This is a genomic window from Chryseobacterium sp. KACC 21268 (assembly GCA_028736075.1).
Classification (GTDB): domain Bacteria; phylum Bacteroidota; class Bacteroidia; order Flavobacteriales; family Weeksellaceae; genus Epilithonimonas.
This window is the reverse complement of the sequence record CP117875.1, coordinates 1757817-1777621: the sequence shown is the minus strand read 5'-3', so window position 1 is coordinate 1777621 and position 19805 is coordinate 1757817. Positions and strand designations below refer to the sequence as shown.

The following is a 19805-nucleotide window of genomic DNA, read 5'->3' as shown; positions in this document are numbered from 1 at the left end:
CGCTTTTTTTGTAACATTTTCCTAAAAATCAACACTTATCTCTTTTAAAATAAATCAACGATATAATTTCATAAAATGAAGAAAATATTCATTGCTGCACTTTTTCTGGGTGCTATATTTAATTCAAATACCATCTTTGCTCAAACGGAAACTTCTGGTAGAAATCCAGTTTACAGAGCAACACATACCAAAGTTACAGAGCTAAAACATACCAAACTGAAAGTCAATTTTGATTATCAGAAAGAACAGATGAATGGTGAAGAATGGCTGACCGCAAGTCCTTATTTCTATGCGACAAACGAATTGACACTTGACGCCAAAGGAATGCTGATCCACGAAGTGGCTTTGGACAAAAACGGCTCCAGGTCACCTTTGAAATTTGATTATAAAAATGATGTCCTGAAAATCACGCTGGATAAAACTTATCAAAAAAATCAGGATTACACGGTTTACATCAAATACACTGCTCGTCCGAATGAGGTAAAACAGGAAGGAAGCGCGGCTATCAATGATGCAAAAGGTCTTTATTTCATCAATGCACAAGGCAAGGACAAAGACAAGCCGACTCAAATCTGGACGCAAGGTGAAACCGAATCTTCATCTGCCTGGTTCCCAACCATCGATAAATCCAATCAAAAAACCACTCAGGAAATCTATATGACCGTTCCTGACCAATATGTGACACTTTCCAACGGACTTCTGAAAGATTCTAAAAAAGAATCTGGAAACCTTAGAACAGACCATTGGGTGATGGACAAAAGACATTCCACTTATCTTTTCTTTATGGGCGTGGGCGACTTCGCTGTAGTAAAGGATAAATGGAGAAACATCGACGTCGATTATTATGTGGAGAAAGAATATGAGCCTTACGCAAAACAAATTTTTGGATTGACGCCAGAGATGATGGAGTTCTATTCCAAAAGGTTGGGCTACGATTATCCTTGGTCCAAATATGCACAGATCACAGGTAGAGACTATGTTTCTGGCGCTATGGAAAACACGACCGCAACGCTTCATCAGGAATCGGCGCAGCAAAAACCGGGCGACCTCATCGATGAGAACAAATGGGAAAATACCATCGCGCACGAACTTTTCCACCACTGGTTTGGTGACTTGGTTACAGCTGAGAGTTGGAGCAATTTGACGGTCAATGAATCTTTCGCCAACTACTCAGAATATCTTTGGCAGGAGCATAAATATGGGAAAGACAATGCCGACCACCATTTGATGAGCGACCTTTCGGCCTACATTCACAATCCGGGTTTATTCAAAAAAGATCTGGTGAGATTTGATTATGCTTCCCGTGAAGATGTCTTCGATGCGATCACTTACAACAAAGGTGGCGGGATCCTTCATATGCTGAGAAATTACCTTGGAGACGACGCTTTCTTCGCTGGTTTGACAGATTATCTCAAAACCAACGAGTATCAAAATGGAGAAGCACATCAATTAAGATTATCCTTTGAGAAAGTGTCTGGGAAAGACCTGAACTGGTTCTTCAACCAATGGTATTTCGGTAGCGGAAATCCGAAGCTGAGCTACACATCTACCTACGAGCCTGTAAAAAAACAAGTGACGGTAATCATCAACCAATCTCAGGACACACCATTTGAATTTCCTCTTGCCATCGATGTTTATGACAACGGAAAACCAAAACGTACCAATGTTTGGGTTGATGCAAAGGCGAAGAATACCTTTACATTTGATTCCTCCAAAACGCCTGACCTTATCAACATCAATGCCGATGGAATCTTACTTTCCGAGATCACAGAAACCAAGACACCTGAGCAAAACTTATTACAGTTCACCAATTCTAGAGAATTCCTGAACAGATACAGAGCTTTATCATCCATCAAAGAAGCAGATGCTAAGAATCCGGTGGTCATCAAATTGTTGGCGGCGGCACTTAAAGACCCTTTCTTCCGATTGAGAGAGCAGGCTCTGGAACAGATGGACCTTTCCAATGCGGATCAGGCAAAGGCTTTGACAGCAGAAGTTGAAAAACTAGCTTCCAACGACCCGAAGACCTTGGTTCAGGCGGCTGCGATCTCGGCTTTGACAAAGACCAAAAATGCAAAATACGCTTCACTATATGAGAAAGGGATGACTGCGGTTTCTAATGCTGTGAAAGGTGCATCACTGGCAGGAATTGCTGACCTCGACCCAACAAAAGTAGCGGCTTTGGCAGACAAGATCGACCTAGACAAAGCTTCGGAAGACCTTATCACAAAATTGCTTCCGATCATCGTCAAAAACAAGATCGAGAAACATATGCCAGCTATCGGGCAATCTGTGACGTTCTACCCTTTCATCAAGTTCCAAGATCCTGTATTAGGAAAATCTGCTGAGGAAGGTTACAACTGGATCATGAGCTCCGACAACCTGAAAGCGACAGAGAAAGTGACGAAAGTTTTGGTTCAGGCCAAATCCCAGATCCCGGACAATCCACAAGTGAAGATGATGATCGTGCAAATGCTAAAAGATGGACTTGCCAAGAAAATGGAAGTCCTGAAAGCAAATCCAAACAGCCCGACCATCCACCAACAGGTAGATGCAATCAACAAAGCTTTGGAAGCTTATAAATAGAAGTTAGATGATGCATTTATTTCTAACATCATTTAAATAAGGCAACAAGAAAAAACCATCTCAAATGAGATGGTTTTTTTTACTTGTTTTTCAGCAGTTTTCTACTGTTTTATAATTCTTTCAAAGGGTCCCAAAAAAGTGTTTTAAAATCCTTGATTTTCCAATTGTCCTGTACGACCACATTTTCTTTTTCTAAACGCTCCCGGAATGCTGGCACCGATAATTTTCCCGAACTGCTGATGACGCGATGTGCTGGGACGTCTGCCGGACAACCGCCCATTGCATTGCCAACGTGGCGGGAATGATTGGGATAACCAACCGCTTTTGCCAATGCGCAATAAGTGGAAACCCTTCCTTTTGGAATGAGTTTCGTAATCTCATAAACCTGTTGTTTGAATAGGTCGTTCATTTTTTATTTAAATTATTTATATCAACAAAAAATATTTAAAATAAATTCTTTTGGTCATTTCAAGTAAGTCTCAGCAGTTTAGATTCCTACGGAATGACAAAGTGTGCGTTATATCATTCTTATAAACATTAAAACTCAAGCAACTTGAACTTCAACTGAACACCGAAGTTATCATTGAATTTGGTGGTATTGTAATGTCCCACTCTGTAGAAAAATGCCAGATTGAACCTTGAACTTAAAAAGTTGTTATATTCAAATCCGATTTCCTGATATAGATGATTCAGCGGGGAAAAGTTCTCTACCGTATGATACTCAGGATTCTTCAAATCACCAATGATACCTCTGGCAATGATGTCGAAACTACTCGTGTTCTTTCCAAAACTTTTGAAATACCACGGAATACGGTGCGAAACATAATAGCCTGCAAATTTGTCATTGAAATATTTCCCAGACGTCATCGTCGCAAATCCTAAATAACTGGTCAGAGAGAAGTTGGACAAGATTCCGGTTCCGCTATTGGCATCCAGACCGCCCATCTCGAACAGGTGCCACATTGGTGCTTTCCCAACATAATAGCCACCATAAACTCTGGCCAATGTTGTTCCCCAAGAACTGCGGAATTGGTGCGTGATCAAAGCATCGAATCTGCTGTAATTAAACTCACCGCCTAAGCTTTTGTAGCCTTGCTCATAATTCAGAAAAGCCTCTGGGAAGTTCTGTTCGTAGGTATATTTGCCATAAGGCGTCATAATATTTCTACTGTTTGGAGAAAACTTAATGGTCGCTGTAGAGCTGAAGTTCTCAAACTTTCTGGACATTCCCATAAACTCGTACGGAATCCCAGATTCCTCATTCTGTTTTTTCCCGGAAACATCCAAGGTCAAAGAGTTGGTAAGGTCTACCTGATAGCCAAATCTGAAACCATCGTATTTGTAATATTTGTCATTACGGATGGTCATTCCACTGTTGTTGATGGCCATCTTTGCGCTCCAAAGATTTTGGCTGAATCGTCCGGAAGCCGCCACATCATTGAAATATTCGAAACGGAAAAATGAATTTCTCGCCAAGGTGGTCTTCACGTCCACTCCTGCACCATACTTGAAACCACGGTCTTTGAAACCATAAGCCAAGTAAACATCAGGCGAAATGTATTTGTTGAATTTTTCATTCAATTTGAAACCTGCACCCAATCGGAAACCTTCATACCGGTTGTATCTTGTTTGTAATGGATTGATGTCAACCATTCCGACCGTAAATTTTGCTCGTAACAATCCGGTTAGAACCTTTACTTTTCTGTCCAAAGTGTATTTTTTACCAAGACTGTCGATTTTGACATAAGTGAGCTTTTCTCTTGCAGAAAGGCTGTCTGTTCTGTATTGATTCAACAATGTTCCATCTGTATTTTCAACACTCATCGTGTAACCGTTGAATTGCGAAGGCTTCAGTTCCACTGGCGTTTTGAAGTCGAAATAATCCGCTTTCATATAGGCATAATTACCAAATTTTTTGACACTTTCGAGTCTCGCCTTTTTCTCTTCAGCCGTTTCATTTTCCTTCTTCTGAATGGTATTGAATTCTGAAACACCCATTTTTATTTTAAGGTTCTCAGTCTTCAGAAACCATTTGTCATTAATAGGAACCCATACTGACGTAATGTTTCCATCCGACTTCACCTTGCTGTTGCTGTCAATTTTTTTGATGGCGTAAGAATCTTTATCGATGTAGAGGTAACCATTGTATTTTCTTCTATTGATTGGAACTTTGTAATCCACTTGTCGGAATCTGATGACGTAGTTCATTCGGCCTTCGATTTCGATGGAATCTGTCAGGAAATATCTGTAAAGGCTTTTATTTTCCGGAAGAATCTCTCTTGGGATTTTATCTCTGTTGGACCTTAAAGCGAGCATTTCGTAAACCGGATTTTTTAAACCTGAGATTCTATTATCAAGAATATTGACTTTCTCGCCGTATTTTTTGGAATAAAGAAATTCCATCGCACGTTCCCACAAAAAAAACTTGCTGTCTTTGGCAACAGACATCATCTGCTCGCCTTCGATAGAATCTTTTTTGTCTTTTTCTTTCTTTGGAAGCAATCTGTTGGTCGCTCTGGAAAGAGAATCTTTCCTTGCTTCCACAAATCTCGAATAATCCTTGATGCTGTCTTCATCCAAATCGAATGACATTTTCTCATAAGATTTATAGGAATAAGAATCCAAGGCATTAGGAGAATTGTCTTTGAATCTTTTAAAAGTTTGTTCGATAATCGCCAAGGCGCGTGGGTCACTTTCGTTGGAAAGTGTGACGCCTTGTATTTGATTTGATTTGATGTTATCGCGGTCCAGCGCCAGCTCCATCACCTTATCCACCACGACTTCATCGCCGATAAAGTTGTCTATCTCTACATCCACCTTTGGACATTTGGTCGTAAAAGTGACGATTCCCTTGTCATTGGTCCTGCCCAAAACTCTGCCGTTGCAAGAAACAGCCGCACCTTTGATGGGCTTTTGATTGTCCGACCTCGTAACGGTAAGTGTGCTTTGCGAATACAGCATCGAGAAGGAAATTGAGAAAAAAAGCAGGTAAAGCGATTTCATCATATTTTTAAATTATTTTTTAAATTAGGTTTAACCTTAAGCTGTAGGCAATTTATCAGCCAAACATTTAAATTTATGAAAATAAAAAACATCTCACAGATAATATGAGATGTTTCGAATAGTTTATTGACAATTTTATTAATTCAGTTCGAAGTAATTGAGGTTGGCATTTCCAGCTTCGAAGTACAGTCTTAACTTGTTTTCGCCTTTTACGAGAGCTACATTGTTTACAGAAACCGTCTTCCAGATTCCTTTGCCTGTCGGCGGTAGTTTGATAGTTCCCAAGTCGTCTCCATCTTCGGTTTTAATGACCAATTCAGAAGCTTGACTGGATTCATTATTGTAGCGAATACTGGCTTTGTACTTTCTTGTCGCAGAACTTTTCACAGTATATTGAAGCCACTCGCCTTTTTCGGTTTTCCCAACGAAATATTTGTTGGTGATTTTGTCTTTGCAAAGGTAAATATCAACGCCGTCATTCCTCATTTTGTTTCCTGAGTTCCATTCCGTACGATTGCCGGTTGACACCCAAACATTTTGGAAATCATTGTCTGAATAAGCACTTCCGAATCTTCCCAAATCATAGTCTGTCGCAAAGATTCTTCCCGGCGCAACGTGTTTTTTGTAAGGTTTTGTACTTTCATCATTCACTTGTCGGAACATCGCATCGATGACATCTTTTTTGACTTCCACATTTTCCATTTTGTAGTTGTCAGCTATTTTCATTAAGGTTTTTCTAGCAAATTCCTTCGTTGGTTTTTGTCCGCCGTTTTTCCAATAGTTCAATAATTTTTGATAATCTGGAGTGATTTTCACATTCGTCACGCCCGCAATATTATCAATCTTTTTCATCGGCCAATAAGCATAACCGATGTTGTTTTTCAATAATAACTGATTGAGTTCCGTAAACCAAACATTGGAATTTTCCCCAGTTTCGCCCAACCAAACCGGAACATCCAGCTTTTGACGCATATCAACAATATTCTGAATAGATTCTGGTGCGTTGGTCGTCCAGTATTTGTGAAAACTCAAGACCAAGTTGTCGTCCCAAAGTTTCGGCAGACCATTATAATTATTTCCCCAGCCATTTCCTTCGAGGATAATAATGTGATTTTTATCCACTTGTCTGATGGCGTCCGAAATATCTTTTTGAAGTTTCCAAAGCGACGCATTGGACATCTCATCGGTTCCGTTTGGGTTCTTGCCAGTGAAACCATAATTTGGTTCATTAATCATATCATAACCCGCAATCCATTCTTTGTCTTTGTAGCGTTCTGCCAGTTTTTTCCAGAGTGCGATGGTCTTTTTCTGATTCTCCTCGCTTTCCCAAAGATTCGGTTTAGATTTGTCGTTATCAGAGATATTCGCGTCGTTGCCTTGTCCGCCTGGCGCAGCGTGAAGGTCTAATATTAAATAGATTTTGTTGTCCTCGCACCATTTCAGCAAGTTATCTGTCATCACAAAACCTTCTTCCAGCCAAGTATTTTCACCTTTCACTTTTTCTTTCTCGATGGGCAACGTATAAAGGTCGTAATGCATAGGCAATCTGATGGAATTGAATCCCCATTTTGCCAAGGAATCGATGTCTTTTTTGGTGATTCCATTTTTGAGATAGGCTTTGTAAAATTCATTTTTGCCATCTTCACCAGCGACTTCTACAATCTTTTCTTTGATTTTGAATTGAGGTCCGGCAAAGTCATCGGTCTTCAGCATATAACCTTCCTGAAGCATCCAGCCGCCCAATCCCAGGCCTTTCAAATAAACATTCTCACCTTTTGAATCTACAATTTTCTGACCTTGAGTCTTTAAAAACCCCTGAGCTGTCCCGAATTGAGACAATAAAAGTGCAGAAAAAAATACGAGTCTCTTCATAATTTTGATTTTGATAAAGATAATATTATTTTTCTATCGGAAAAGGAATTTGGATAACTTTAAAATCCACAATAAATTTTTATTAAAAAAGGACTGCTACCTTTCAACCACAAAAGGCACAAAAGTTAAGTGCCTTATACTTGAAAACAACATAATAATCTCTTCAAATTTCTTTTTGCTCTTCTTAAAAAGAATTTTTTATCACTTTCTCTTTTGTGACTTTTGTGGTTTAAGCTTAAAATTTCATATTCTGAATTCGGACTGCATTCAGGATTGCAAGCAACGCAACGCCAACATCGGCGAAAACCGCTTCCCACATATTCGCCAATCCGCCAGCGCCTAAAATCAATACAATTATTTTAACTCCGAAAGCTAAAGCAATATTTTGATAAACAATTTTCTTCGTCGCTTTTCCGATTTTAATCGCTGTCGAAATCTTCGAAGGTTGGTCGGTTTGGATGATGACGTCGGCGGTTTCAATCGCGACATCTGAACCCAATCCGCCCATTGCAATTCCAACCTCGCTCAAGGCTAAAACCGGTGCATCATTGATTCCGTCGCCTACGAATGCAACGATTTCCTTTGGATTATTTTTGAGGTTTTGTAATTTATCCACTTTCCCCTCCGGAAGTAAACCACCAAATGCGGAATCGATTCCTAATTTTTGGGCGATGTTTTGAGTCAATGCATCTTTGTCTCCGCTTAGCATCATTGTTTTGACGCCAGCATTTTTCAGATTTTTAATTGCCAATTCTGAATCTTCTTTCATTTCATCCGAAATCAAAACGTAACCTTTATATTGATTATCGATTGCCAAAACAACTGTTGTTTCCACGATTTGGTCTAATTCTGAAGGATAATTAATATTGAAACTTTTCAGCAATTGAGTGTTTCCCGCAAGAATTTGTTTTTGACTAATGACAGCTTTGATGCCTTTTCCAGAAATCTCTTCTACAGATTCCGGCGTTTGGTTTGATGGATGAAATTGGGAAATCGCTTTTGCAATCGGATGTGTTGAATGACTTTCGACTGATGATAAAATTGATAGAAATTCGGATTCAGAAATATCATTGGTTACCACTTTTTGAACTTTGAAAACACCTTTCGTCAAGGTTCCAGTTTTGTCCATCACAACAGTTGTGACGTTTGCAATCAAATCCAGGAAATTGGAACCTTTGAATAGAATTCCGTTTCGGGAAGACGCTCCTATTCCACCGAAATAACCTAACGGAATGGAAATTACCAAAGCACAAGGACAAGAAATCACAAGGAAAACCAAACCTCGGTAAAGCCAATCTCTGAAAATGTAATCATCTATAAAAAAGTAAGGAATAAATGTTATTAATAATGCTAAAACAAATACAATCGGCGTGTAAACCTTAGCAAATTTTCGGATGAATAATTCGGTTTTTGCTTTTCTGGAACTTGCTTCCTGAACCATTTCCAAGATTCTGACGATGGAACTATTTTCAAATAATTTGGTTGTTTCGACCTCTATGACTTGGTCAAGATTCAACATTCCGGCAAGAACAGTTTCTGATTTTTTGATGGATGAAGGTTTGCTTTCGCCCGTCAAAGCTGATGTGTCGAGGCTTCCTTTTTCTGAGATTAAAATTCCATCCAAAGGCACTTTTTCGCCAACTTTAATTTGAATCTTTTCACCGACTTTCACTTCATTAGGTGCAATCGTTTCCCATTTATCATTTCGAAAAACTGTCGCTTCTTTTGGACGAACATCCAATAAGGCTTTGATATTATTTTTGGCTTTGTTAACTGCGGATTCCTGAAACATTTCGCCAATCGTGTAAAATAGCATCACGGCAACACCTTCCGGAAATTCGCCGATTGCAAAAGCGCCAATTGTTGCGATTCCCATCAACGAAAACTCATTGAAAAAATCAAAACTTTTGGCCAATTGAAATGCATCTTTGAACACCGAAAACGCCACCAAAACATAAGACACGAAATACCAACTGAATCTTAGCCAAACATTTTCTGTAAACCAATCTGCCTCAATCCAAAAATCTAATATTAATCCAGAAAAAAAGATGACTAGACTTATAATTAATCCCAATTTGGAATTGCTGTGCGAATGGTCGTGGTCGCTGTGGTCGTGACCTTCGTGGTTGTATTCTTTTTTTGGTTTTGTACCGCAACATTCTTCCATATCGAATAATTTTTAACAAATGTAGCGGTATTGGGAATGCAATGCTATTGCAAACTTTGTTGGCTGATGGCAAATGGCTGTTAGCGTTTGGCTGAAAAATAAATATTGTGAGTCTTCGCGAGCCTCAGACTGACAAAAACCGATGTTCAATCAAACAACTCTTGCGTTAGGCTTTACCTAATGATTTAATGGAGTCGAAACTGGCTTTAGTCAAAATCTGATGCTAAGTTTCGGCTAAAGCCTTTAATTTTGCAAATTCTACATCGAGCTAAAGCTCGACGCTATTGATAATTGCATAACGCTATTATGGTCAAATGTTACCGAGTAAATTATAATCGAACTCAGGTTCAAAATAAATATTGTGAATCTTCGAGAACCTTAGACTGACAAAAATCGATGTTGAATCACACAATTAATATCAATTGCGTTGGGCTTTAGCCTAATGACTTAATAGAGTCGAAATTGGCTTTAGCCAAAATTTACTATTACTTTCAGCTAAAGCCAATTACAATTTTCCCGCATTAATTACGGGCTGAAGCCCGCCTCTATTGATATTTTCTTCTGTGAACTGACTTAAATAAAATTAGCTTCTAGGCAGTTTTCGCAGATTCCTTTGGCGAAAAGTCTGATTTCATCGATTCTGAAATTGGTTTTCATACTTTCGGGGAGCGAGATGTCTTCTTTGCAGGTGGTTTGTTTGCATATTTTGCAGTAGAAATGGAGATGCCAGTCATTGTGCGTTTTTTCGTCGCAATCGTCGTGGCACAATTTGTATTTGGTGGTTGTGTTTTCCTGAATGCTGTGGACGATTCCTTTTTCTTCGAAGGTTTTTAGGGTTCGGTAGATTGTGGTTCGGTCGGCGTTTTCGAAGTGGTTTTCGATTTCGGATAAGGAGGTTGCGACTTGTTGTGAGCTTAGAAAATCGTAGACCAAGATTCTCATACTTGTTGGTTTGGTATTTTTGTGGATGAGTTTGTTTTCGATTTCTTTGTTCATAATTTTTCTTTTAAATAGGGGAATTTTAACACAAAGTGCACAAAGATTTTCTTTACTGTATTGAAAATATTTTTAAGGTTCACAAAGGCGCTTACGCTCAGGGAAGAAATAGTACGTAATTATCTCCCGCAGATTGGGCGGATTTTGCAGATTTTAAAACGCAATACTATCATTCTGGATGAATCTAAAGCTATATTATAATTACTGTGTTTAGATTCCTACGGAATGACAAACTGTATGTTTTATTCTAGATTTTTTAATTTTCAACTTTTTGACAAATTTTATATTGAAGGCAAATCTTTAATCTTTGACGAAACCCCTAACCCCGATGGGAACGGCATCCTTTTTCTTTTCCGTTAACTTCGGCTTCGCTCAGGCAACGGAAGAGAAAAAGATATAGTGGACAGCGGGATTAAGCTCCTAATAAAATATATGACCTTAATTTATTCTATCAAAGTTAAGGGAAATAAGTCAGAATTTTTGATGAATTAGCGGATAATAAATACCTTTGAAAAAAAATTTTGATATGGGTGTAGCGGATTTGTTATTCAAAAGAAAAAAAGAACTGGCTGAAAAAAACCTAAGAAGTGGCCAGGATTATATGGTTGAAAACGGGAAAAGAGATAGTGTGACGATTTTGCCAAGTGGTTTGCAATATGAAATCCTGGTGGAAACGGAAGGCCCAAAACCGACAGCGAAAAGTACGGTGAAATGCCATTATCACGGAACTACGATTACGAGCAAAGTTTTTGACAGCTCTGTAAAGCGCGGAAAACCAGCCTCTTTTCCATTGAACAGAGTCATCAAAGGCTGGACAGAAGGTTTGCAATTGATGTCGGTTGGGAGTAAATTCAGATTTACTATTCCGCCACATTTGGCTTATGGTGAGCAGGAAGTGAGCAAAGAAATTGGACCAAATAGTACTTTGGTTTTTGATGTGGAACTGTTGGAAATCAAGTAGCAATTCGCGGTTTGCTTTTGGCTTTTGGCTATTTACTTTAATGTCAATGTGATAGCATTTCTGAGTGAAAGATTTTCGGCTTAGAAAAAGTTATGATTTAATTCAAATTAATCTTTGTTGTTTTAAAAATTATTTTTATTTTTGCAACCTGTTAATCAACCTCTGACGAAGGACGTGAATGTTGCTTGGCTTGACAAAACAAATTTTTTATTACAAAAAATGGATTTAGTAAAATACGTACAAGATAAGTACATTACGAAAAAAGAATTCCCAGAATTCAAAGCCGGTGACACCATCACTGTGTATTACGAGATTAAAGAGGGTGCTAAAACAAGAACTCAGTTCTTCAAAGGTACTGTAATCCAATTGAGAGGAACTGGTCTTACTAAGACTTTCACTATCAGAAAAATGTCTGGTGATGTTGGTGTAGAGAGAGTTTTCCCTATCAATATGCCTGCCCTTCAAAAAATCGAAGTTAACAGACAAGGTAGAGTTAGAAGAGCTAGAATCTACTACTTCAGAGACCTTAGAGGTAAAAAAGCAAGAATCAAAGACAAGTCTTACGGAGGTAAAAAATAATCCTGAGATTTTCTTCTTGAAATATAAAAGACCAGCATTTTTTGCTGGTCTTTTTGTTTTGTTGAATTTTAAATAAATTATGTTTGCCCCAACCCTAAAGGGAGCAGATTTTATTTAAAATTTCATCAAAATTACTCCCTTTAGCCCTTTAGGGTTGGGGAAATAATTTTGATGAAATTTTTAGAACTTATTTTGAATTAAGAAATTACACCTAGCTCCTTCCCTACTTTCTCGAAGCCAGCAATCGCTTTGTCAAGATTTTCTCTGGAATGTGCTGCGGACAATTGAACTCTGATTCTTGCTTTGCCTTTTGGTACAACCGGATAAAAGAATCCAATCACATAAATGCCTTCTGATAAAAGTTTTTCCGCCATTTCCTGAGCTAATTTTGCATCATACAACATCACAGGAACAATCGCCGCGTCGCCGTCCGGAATATCGAAACCTTTGGCTTTCATTTCTTTTCGGAAGTATTCGGCGTTTTCCATTACTTTGTCTCTCAACGAAGTATCTTCGGAAATCATATCCAAAACTTTGGACGCGGCACCTACAATTCCGGGTGCCAATGAATTTGAGAATAAATATGGGCGAGAGCGTTGTCTCAACATATCGATGATTTCTTTTTTTCCTGAAGTGAATCCGCCTAAAGCGCCACCTAACGCTTTTCCTAATGTTGAAGTAATGATATCGACTCTTCCAATCACATCATTTGCTTCGTGCGTTCCACGTCCGGTTTTTCCAATGAATCCGGTTGCGTGGGAATCGTCAACCATTACCAAAGCGTCATACTTGTCTGCCAAATCACAAACACCTTTTAAGTCAGCAACGATTCCGTCCATTGAGAAAACGCCATCTGTTACGATGATTTTGAAACGGTGATTTTTTTCGGAAGCCGCTATCAATTGGGCTTCCAAATCTTCCATATTGTTGTTTTTGTAACGGTATCTAGCAGATTTACATAATCTTACACCATCAATAATTGAGGCGTGATTGAGTTCATCCGAAATGATGGCATCTTCATCTGAAAACAATGGCTCGAAAACGCCGCCATTTGCGTCAAAACAAGCAGCGTAAAGAATAGTATCTTCCATTCCTAAGAACTTGGAAATCTTAGTTTCCAAATCTTTGTGAATATCCTGAGTTCCGCAGATAAAACGAACCGATGACATCCCATAACCGTGAGAATCGATTGCATCTTTGGAAGCTTTCATCACTTCTGGATTGTTGGATAATCCCAGATAATTATTCGCACAAAAGTTCAGTAGTCGCTTGCCTCCGACTTCTATCTCCGCACTTTGCTGGGAAGTGATGATTCTTTCTTTTTTGTAAAGACCGTTGTTTTCTATATTAGTTAGCTCATTGGTAATGTTCTCGAGGAATTTTTGTGATATCATTTTTCTTGATTTTCGATTTTAACAAAAATAAAAAAAGCACTTCAATTGCGTGCTTTTTTGTGATGTTTTAACGTTTGGGAAAATTAAAATATAAACGCAAATGTTTGAAAACTTAACCCCTTCAGAGTTTGAACTCTGAAGGGGTTAATTCTATTTATTCCTTAATGATTTTAATAGATTGATTACTAAATTTCAAAATATAAGTTCCTTTCACCAAAGTAGAAATATTGATTTCGGAGTTTGGATTGGCTGTTCCTTTTTTAATTAATTTTCCATCGACAGAGAAAATTTCATACTCTGCAGATTTTTCTAAGCCTGAAATTTTAATGAAGGATTTTGCTGGATTTGGATAAACCTCGAGTTTTTGTTTATTGAAATCTGTATTCGCAAGAGTATTATCCCTAAAAACAGTCGAACCTTTTGTAATAATCTGCTTTTCGTAATTAAAGGCTACACTTGTAACTGGGAAGCTAACGTCTTCTGTAAAATATTGGTTGTTGGAGGTATGATCCAATACAAAATATGCAGTTTGACCACCTGATCCAGAAACCTTTATCGGTAGAGGCATTTCAAAGAAGCTAACGGTGGAACTACTTCTGGTTTGTCCTACCCGAAAAGTCAGTTTATTATTAACCGCGTTTTGAGTCCATCTGATTTGATAAGTTGGATAGCCTTCTCCATAGATCCAATCGTTGAAAAATTCCGTGAAATCTCTTCCCGTGTAATTACTCAAAAAATTCTGAAAATCTGATGTTTTGACATAATTATAAGCAAAGGCTGGGTTATTTTGATAAGCTTTCAGCATTGCATAAAATTGATCATCGCCAATCATCCACTTTATCATCCGAAGAGCATAGCCACCTTTTGTGTATGATAATCTGCCATTGAAGATTCTATTAAAATTAAGATCAGCATCCGGAATGTAAATACTTCCGCCAGGATCACTAGTGATGTAATCCATCTCGCTGCCTAAATAATTTTGAAATTGAGATGGTGTCATCAATTGTTTTTCATAGATCACATACTCGCCCATTGTAGCAAAGCCTTCGTTTAGCCAGATATCATTCCAGGCGCCACAAGTCAATTTATCTCCAAACCATTGGTGTGCTAATTCGTGGGCAATCAAATCCTGACTAAAACCACCCATTGAAGTCATCGTAGCATGCTCCATTCCGCCTCCCCAATTAAACTGCATATGACCATACTTCTCATTCCTGTAAGGATACAATCCAAAGTGATCTTCAAAAGACTGCATACAGCTAGCTGTCCAATTCAAATTATTTTGAACGTCGCTATTGACCGAAGTGGGATACAGATAATTAAGGAAAGGAAAAGAACTCCCTGTGGTTGTAATTGTAGAATTTAATTTAGTATAGTTGGAAATACCTAACGCAAAAAGATAGGCAGGAATTGGATAATTGGTTTGCCAATATGTGAGTTTTTTACCATTTCCTAAAATAGCTTCTGACATCAATTTTCCATTGGATCCAACTGTGTACTGTTCAGGCGTTGTAATTTTGATATCTAACTTTTCTATTTTGTCATTCATACTCTGTTTGGTTGGCCACCATTCCTTGGCTCCAAATGGCTCTGACAATGTTGCCAAGATAGGATCTCCAGCATTATTGTAATCCGCAACAAATGCATCTGAACTGGAATCTGGAATTCCGCTGTAAGTAATTGAAAGCGAATCTGTAGTCTGCGCAGTCAAAGCTGCTGGGAAATTAATTTTAATTTCGTCCGTAGTTAATTGCTGAAACGTGAGATTTTGGCCATGATATTTAACTACTGAAACTGCTAAGTTATCTGCCAAATCAAAATAAATACTATTTGAATTTGCTAACATTTTGAAGCGAGACGTGACCGTGCCGGCAACAAATTGTTTCGTAGGATCTAAATCCAATTCTAATCTCACATACTGCAAATCATAATTTAGAGTATTTGGATTGACATTCACATCTAATGTTGATCTGGAAGCTGCCGATTTTTCAGACTCTATCAATCCCTTTCTATCAATATTATGGAATTGCCCAAAAAATGAACTGATTGCTAAAAAAACAATTATTAAAGTATAAAAACGTTTCATATTTTATAAAATTATGTAATCAAAGCTACAAAAAAACCCAGAAAAAATGTGGGTTTTTTAATTTATAAAATATTGATTGTTACAAATCTAAGGTCGGGTCCAGCAATTGTTCCATTCTGTCTTTCACCTGCGCTACGGAGCCCGAGAATCTATTAATTAAAAGAGAAAAAGCCAGCGTTCTGTTGCTTCTGGTTTTGATGTAGCCTGCCAAACATTTCACCCCATTCAAAGTTCCGGTTTTCGCGAAAATCTGTCCATTGGAGTTTACCAAAAACATATGTTTTAATGTTCCGGTTTGTCCCGCAATTGGCAAAGATTCCATATATTCCTTGTAATAAGGCGTTTTCATCATCGCCGTCAAGAACTTAACTTGCGAAATTGGCGTTACCGTATGAGCCTTTGAAAGTCCGCTTCCATCCATATAATTGAGTCCAACGGTATCAAAATTAATGTCTTTCAAATGGTCTGTCACAACGATTCTTCCAGATTCTGTGGTTTGGTCGCCCAATTTCATAAAACCATTCGATTTCAAAATAGCTTCTGCGTATCCGTTGTCACTTCTCTGATTCGTATAGTTCACGATTTCTGCTAAAGTCGGTGATTTGTAAGTTGTCAGAATTTCTCGGGGTTCTGGTTCTCTATCAACGATTTTCGGCGTTACTTTTCCAACGATTGAAATTTTACTTCTTACCAAACCTTCTCTTAATTTGTTAGCCAAAAAAGCAGGTGGTTCAGCCACTTTCGTTGTCACCCAAGCACCGTCAAACTGGTCTGCAAAAACCATCTTGTTGGAGTAAGGCGAAACGTAAAAATATTTTTTAACCTGATTGAAAGGATTGTTGGATTGGCTTACAATCAGTTTTTCATTTCTTGGATTGATGTCCTTCGTAGTGCCGACTGGCAGGAAATAATTGGCTTGTTCCAACCAAACGATGTTCTGCGGAAGGTCGGTTTTATTTTCTTTGAAAATCGCTGTTTGGATGATGATATCGCCTGTGATTTTCTTGATTCCTTTATCTCTTATCGCGTCCAGATATTGATTCACGATTTGTCCGTAACTCGATGCGCCACCTCTGTTTCCGCCCAAAGACGGGTCGCCACTTCCTACGACGTAAAGATTTCCGGTCAAAACGCCTTCTGCATCAATGCTTCCAGAATATTCCAATTGCGTGTTCCATCTGTATTTGGTTCCCAACAATGCAAAAGCAGTTTCTGTGGTCAACAATTTTGTGGTTGAAGCTGGAACCAATGGTGCATTTTCGTTATAAGAAGTGACGATTTTTCCAGTTTTGGTATCATAAACCACAAATCCCCAATTTGCATTTCGGAGAACTGGGTCGGTGAACATTTTGTTGATATTGAATTCGATTTGCTCTTTTGGAGACAACAACGCTTTCTCCGCCGTGATGTCTTTTACGAGAAGCTGTTGGTCTGCAACCTGAGGCAAAGTTCCTGCAGATGTGCCTTGTGAAAAAATAAAAGAGGAAAGCCCTAAGCCTAAAATCGAAAAATAATTTTTGAATTTATTCATTCTCAAAAGAATTACATTTTTTATTGAATTATTTTTAATTAAGATTTTGAAGAAATTAATCTAATTTCAAAACGTAGTAAATTTAGAGAATATTGCCAAGGTAGTTACGGGAACCCGTAATAAAAGATTCAAAATTTTGTTAATTATAGTTAAAAATCAACTAGGAAATCTTTTTTGATAGATTTGTATGCGGTAATTTCATCAAATTCTTCCAAAGATTTCGCAAGCAATTCTTTGTAGATTTTGTAATTTTTATTCTTCGGAAACTTCAGTAGAATTTGATATTGATAAAGATTGTTGATTCGGGCAATTGGCGATTTTTCTGGTCCGAGAATACATTCTTCAGGAATATATTTTCTCAAAACCGAACCCAGAAATTGAGAAGCTCTATTCAATTTGTCTTCTTTTCTGTGTTTCAGCTCAATCATTATCAATTTCACAAATGGCGGATAGAGAAATTTCTTTCGTTCATCTAGGAAATAATCATAAATCTCTTTAACATTCTGATTTTTAATTAATTCAAAAATCGAGTGCGACGGATTGTAAGTTTGGATTAATATTTTTCCTTCACCCGAAACTCTGCCCGCTCTTCCTGCAACTTGCGTAATCAATTGATATGCTCTTTCCTCAGCCCGAAAATCCTGGACATAAATCAAAGCATCTGCTTTCGGAATCACGACCAACTCTATGTTTTCGAAATCCAAACCTTTGGAAATCATTTGAGTTCCAACCAAAATATCGGTTTCGCCATTTTCCAATTTTTCGTAGAGTTTTTCGTACGCAAACTTCTTGCGCATCGCGTCTACATCCATTCGGTCAACTTCGGCGTCAGAGAATATTTTTTGCGTTTCCTCCTCGATTTGCTCCACGCCAACACCTTTTGTGTTCAGATTGGTACCGTGACAACTTGGGCAAGCCGTCGGTTTTCCGGCTCTGTGTCCGCAGTAATGGCATTTCAGTTCGTTCGCAGATTTGTGATAGGTCATTACGACGTCGCAATTGCTACAATAAGTCACGTGTCCGCAAGTTTCACACTCGATGACATTGGCATATCCACGGCGGTTGTGGAGAATGATGCTTTGTTTTTTGTGTTCTAACTGAAGACTGATTTCGTCCACCATTTTTTGGCTGAAATTCCCAATGATTTTCTTCTGACTCTGCGCCTCCTTAACATCGATGATTTCAAACTTCGGAACGTCCACGTTTCCAAATCTCTCATTCAAAGGCACATAGCGTAGTTTGTCCTTCATCGCCAAATCATAGCTTTCCAACGAAGGCGTTGCAGAACCCAGAATCAGTTTTGAATTGTAAAATTCTGCCAACATCATCGCCGAATCTTTCGCATTGAAAAAGAAATTGGAATCTCTGGATTTATACGCAGAATCGTGTTCTTCATCAACGATTATCAATCCTAAATTTTCAAACGGAAGAAATAAAGAATTCCGAGTTCCAATCAAGATTTGAAGTTCATTTTTTTTGATTTTCCGCCAGACTTCTACCCTTTCAAAATCCGTTAATTTGTTGTGATAAAATCCGAGTTTTTTGCCATACTTTTTTTCAAGACGAATGGTGATTTGTTTCGTCAAAGCAATTTCTGGCAAAAGCAAAAGCACATTTTTTCCCGAATTGACGCAGTCTTCAATTTTTTCTAAATAAATATGCGTTTTTCCGGAAGATGTGATGCCGTGGAGCAAAACGTTTTTATCTTCTTCGAAGGCTTTGTTAATTTCCGAAACTGCCAACTTCTGATTTTCAGTCAATTTCTCAATTTCTTCCAGTTCACCTTCGTAAGAATCGATTCTGTCTATTTCAAGATAATATTCTGAAACCCAACCTTTTTCTATCAAAGATTTGAGTTGTTGATTCACAAAATTGCCTTCATCAAAAACCAAAGATTTCCGAATCGGTGTTTTGGGTTCATCAATTTGTTTAGATAAAATATTGAGGAATAAATCTTTCTGTTTCTTGGCCTTATCCAATTTCAAAAGAATCTTCGCCAGATTTTCCGAAACCAGAGCTTCATCATTCACTTTCACGTAAGCGATTTCCTTGGCCTTATATTTCTCCGTAATTTTTTCATCGACGGAAATATATCTTTCATCAATCAAAGCATTGATGGTTTTGATGATTTCTTTTTTTGGAATGAAGGCTTCGATTTCCTGCAAGTTCAACATTTGACGTACTTCCAAAGCTTGCAAAAGATACGTCTCATTCGCATCCAGATTTTGCCAATCGATTGTTCTTTCTGATAATAATCGGACGTAAGTTTCGCTTTCCAATTTCAAAGACGATGGAAATGCAAAACGGTAGATTTCGCCGAGATTGCAGAGATAATAGGAACTCATCCAATTCCAGAATTCCAATTGTTGTTTTGGAACAATTGGTTGATTGTCAAGCAAATTGATAATTTCTTTCGGAACAAAACTGTCCTCGAATTCATCAAATAATTCGACAACAATTCCGGTGTAGATTTTCTTTCCGCCAAACGGAATCAGAACGCGCATTCCAACTTCAATCTTATCCAAAAAATCTTCTGGAACTTTGTACGTGAAAGTTCCTTTGAGATTGAGTGGAAGGATAATTTGGGCGAAGTTCATTTTTTGTCAGAAGTCGGAAGTCTGAGGTCAGAA

Annotated in this window: 12 protein-coding genes; 3 read left to right on the top strand and 9 right to left on the bottom strand. The window is 38.1% G+C overall.

The window, feature by feature from the left end; all coding sequences use genetic code 11:
• Window positions 1–75 precede the first annotated feature (75 nt).
• The gene (locus PQ459_08320) at window positions 76–2586 is read left to right on the top strand and encodes a M1 family aminopeptidase (GenBank protein WDF48469.1); all 2511 of its coding nucleotides are present in this window, start codon (window positions 76–78) and stop codon (window positions 2584–2586) included.
• 109 nt (window positions 2587–2695) lie between these two features.
• Here the strand turns inward: PQ459_08320 and PQ459_08315 are convergent, their stop codons facing one another.
• The 5 genes from PQ459_08315 to PQ459_08295 form a co-directional block, all read right to left on the bottom strand.
• Entirely contained in the window at window positions 2696–2995 is a 300-nt protein-coding gene (locus PQ459_08315) for an MGMT family protein (protein WDF48468.1), read from the bottom strand.
• 128 nt (window positions 2996–3123) lie between these two features.
• Window positions 3124–5592: a hypothetical protein gene (locus PQ459_08310; protein WDF48467.1), complete on the bottom strand. Its 2469-nt coding sequence runs from the start codon at window positions 5590–5592 to the stop codon at window positions 3124–3126.
• A 135-nt stretch (window positions 5593–5727) separates the two neighbouring features.
• The gene (locus PQ459_08305; GenBank protein ID WDF48466.1) at window positions 5728–7461 is read right to left on the bottom strand and encodes a cellulase family glycosylhydrolase; all 1734 of its coding nucleotides are present in this window, start codon (window positions 7459–7461) and stop codon (window positions 5728–5730) included.
• A 235-nt stretch (window positions 7462–7696) separates the two neighbouring features.
• A complete protein-coding gene (locus PQ459_08300) occupies window positions 7697–9628 on the bottom strand; it encodes a heavy metal translocating P-type ATPase (protein ID WDF48465.1) in 1932 nt (643 codons plus the stop codon).
• A gap of 573 nt (window positions 9629–10201) precedes the next feature.
• Window positions 10202–10624 (bottom strand): transcriptional repressor, encoded by a 423-nt coding sequence (locus tag PQ459_08295; protein ID WDF48464.1) that lies wholly within the window; start codon window positions 10622–10624, stop codon window positions 10202–10204.
• 508 nt (window positions 10625–11132) lie between these two features.
• Here PQ459_08295 and PQ459_08290 point away from each other — a divergent pair.
• Together PQ459_08290 and rplS are read left to right on the top strand one after the other, a co-directional pair.
• The gene (locus tag PQ459_08290) at window positions 11133–11585 is read left to right on the top strand and encodes an FKBP-type peptidyl-prolyl cis-trans isomerase (protein ID WDF48463.1); all 453 of its coding nucleotides are present in this window, start codon (window positions 11133–11135) and stop codon (window positions 11583–11585) included.
• Between the two features lie 219 nt (window positions 11586–11804).
• Window positions 11805–12164 (top strand): 50S ribosomal protein L19, encoded by a 360-nt coding sequence (rplS, locus tag PQ459_08285; protein ID WDF48462.1) that lies wholly within the window; start codon window positions 11805–11807, stop codon window positions 12162–12164.
• A gap of 197 nt (window positions 12165–12361) precedes the next feature.
• Here rplS and kbl read toward each other — a convergent pair whose 3' ends face one another.
• The 4 genes from kbl to priA form a co-directional block, all read right to left on the bottom strand.
• Window positions 12362–13558 carry a glycine C-acetyltransferase gene (gene kbl, locus PQ459_08280; protein WDF48461.1) on the bottom strand — a complete coding sequence of 399 codons (1197 nt, stop codon included), beginning with the start codon at window positions 13556–13558 and terminating at the stop codon, window positions 12362–12364.
• A gap of 154 nt (window positions 13559–13712) precedes the next feature.
• Window positions 13713–15644: a M1 family aminopeptidase gene (locus tag PQ459_08275; protein ID WDF48460.1), complete on the bottom strand. Its 1932-nt coding sequence runs from the start codon at window positions 15642–15644 to the stop codon at window positions 13713–13715.
• A 79-nt stretch (window positions 15645–15723) separates the two neighbouring features.
• Window positions 15724–17175 (bottom strand): D-alanyl-D-alanine carboxypeptidase/D-alanyl-D-alanine-endopeptidase, encoded by a 1452-nt coding sequence (gene dacB, locus PQ459_08270; GenBank protein WDF48459.1) that lies wholly within the window; start codon window positions 17173–17175, stop codon window positions 15724–15726.
• A 149-nt stretch (window positions 17176–17324) separates the two neighbouring features.
• Window positions 17325–19772, bottom strand: coding sequence for a primosomal protein N' (priA, locus tag PQ459_08265; protein WDF48458.1), 2448 nt, complete (start codon window positions 19770–19772; stop codon window positions 17325–17327).
• Window positions 19773–19805 lie beyond the last annotated feature (33 nt).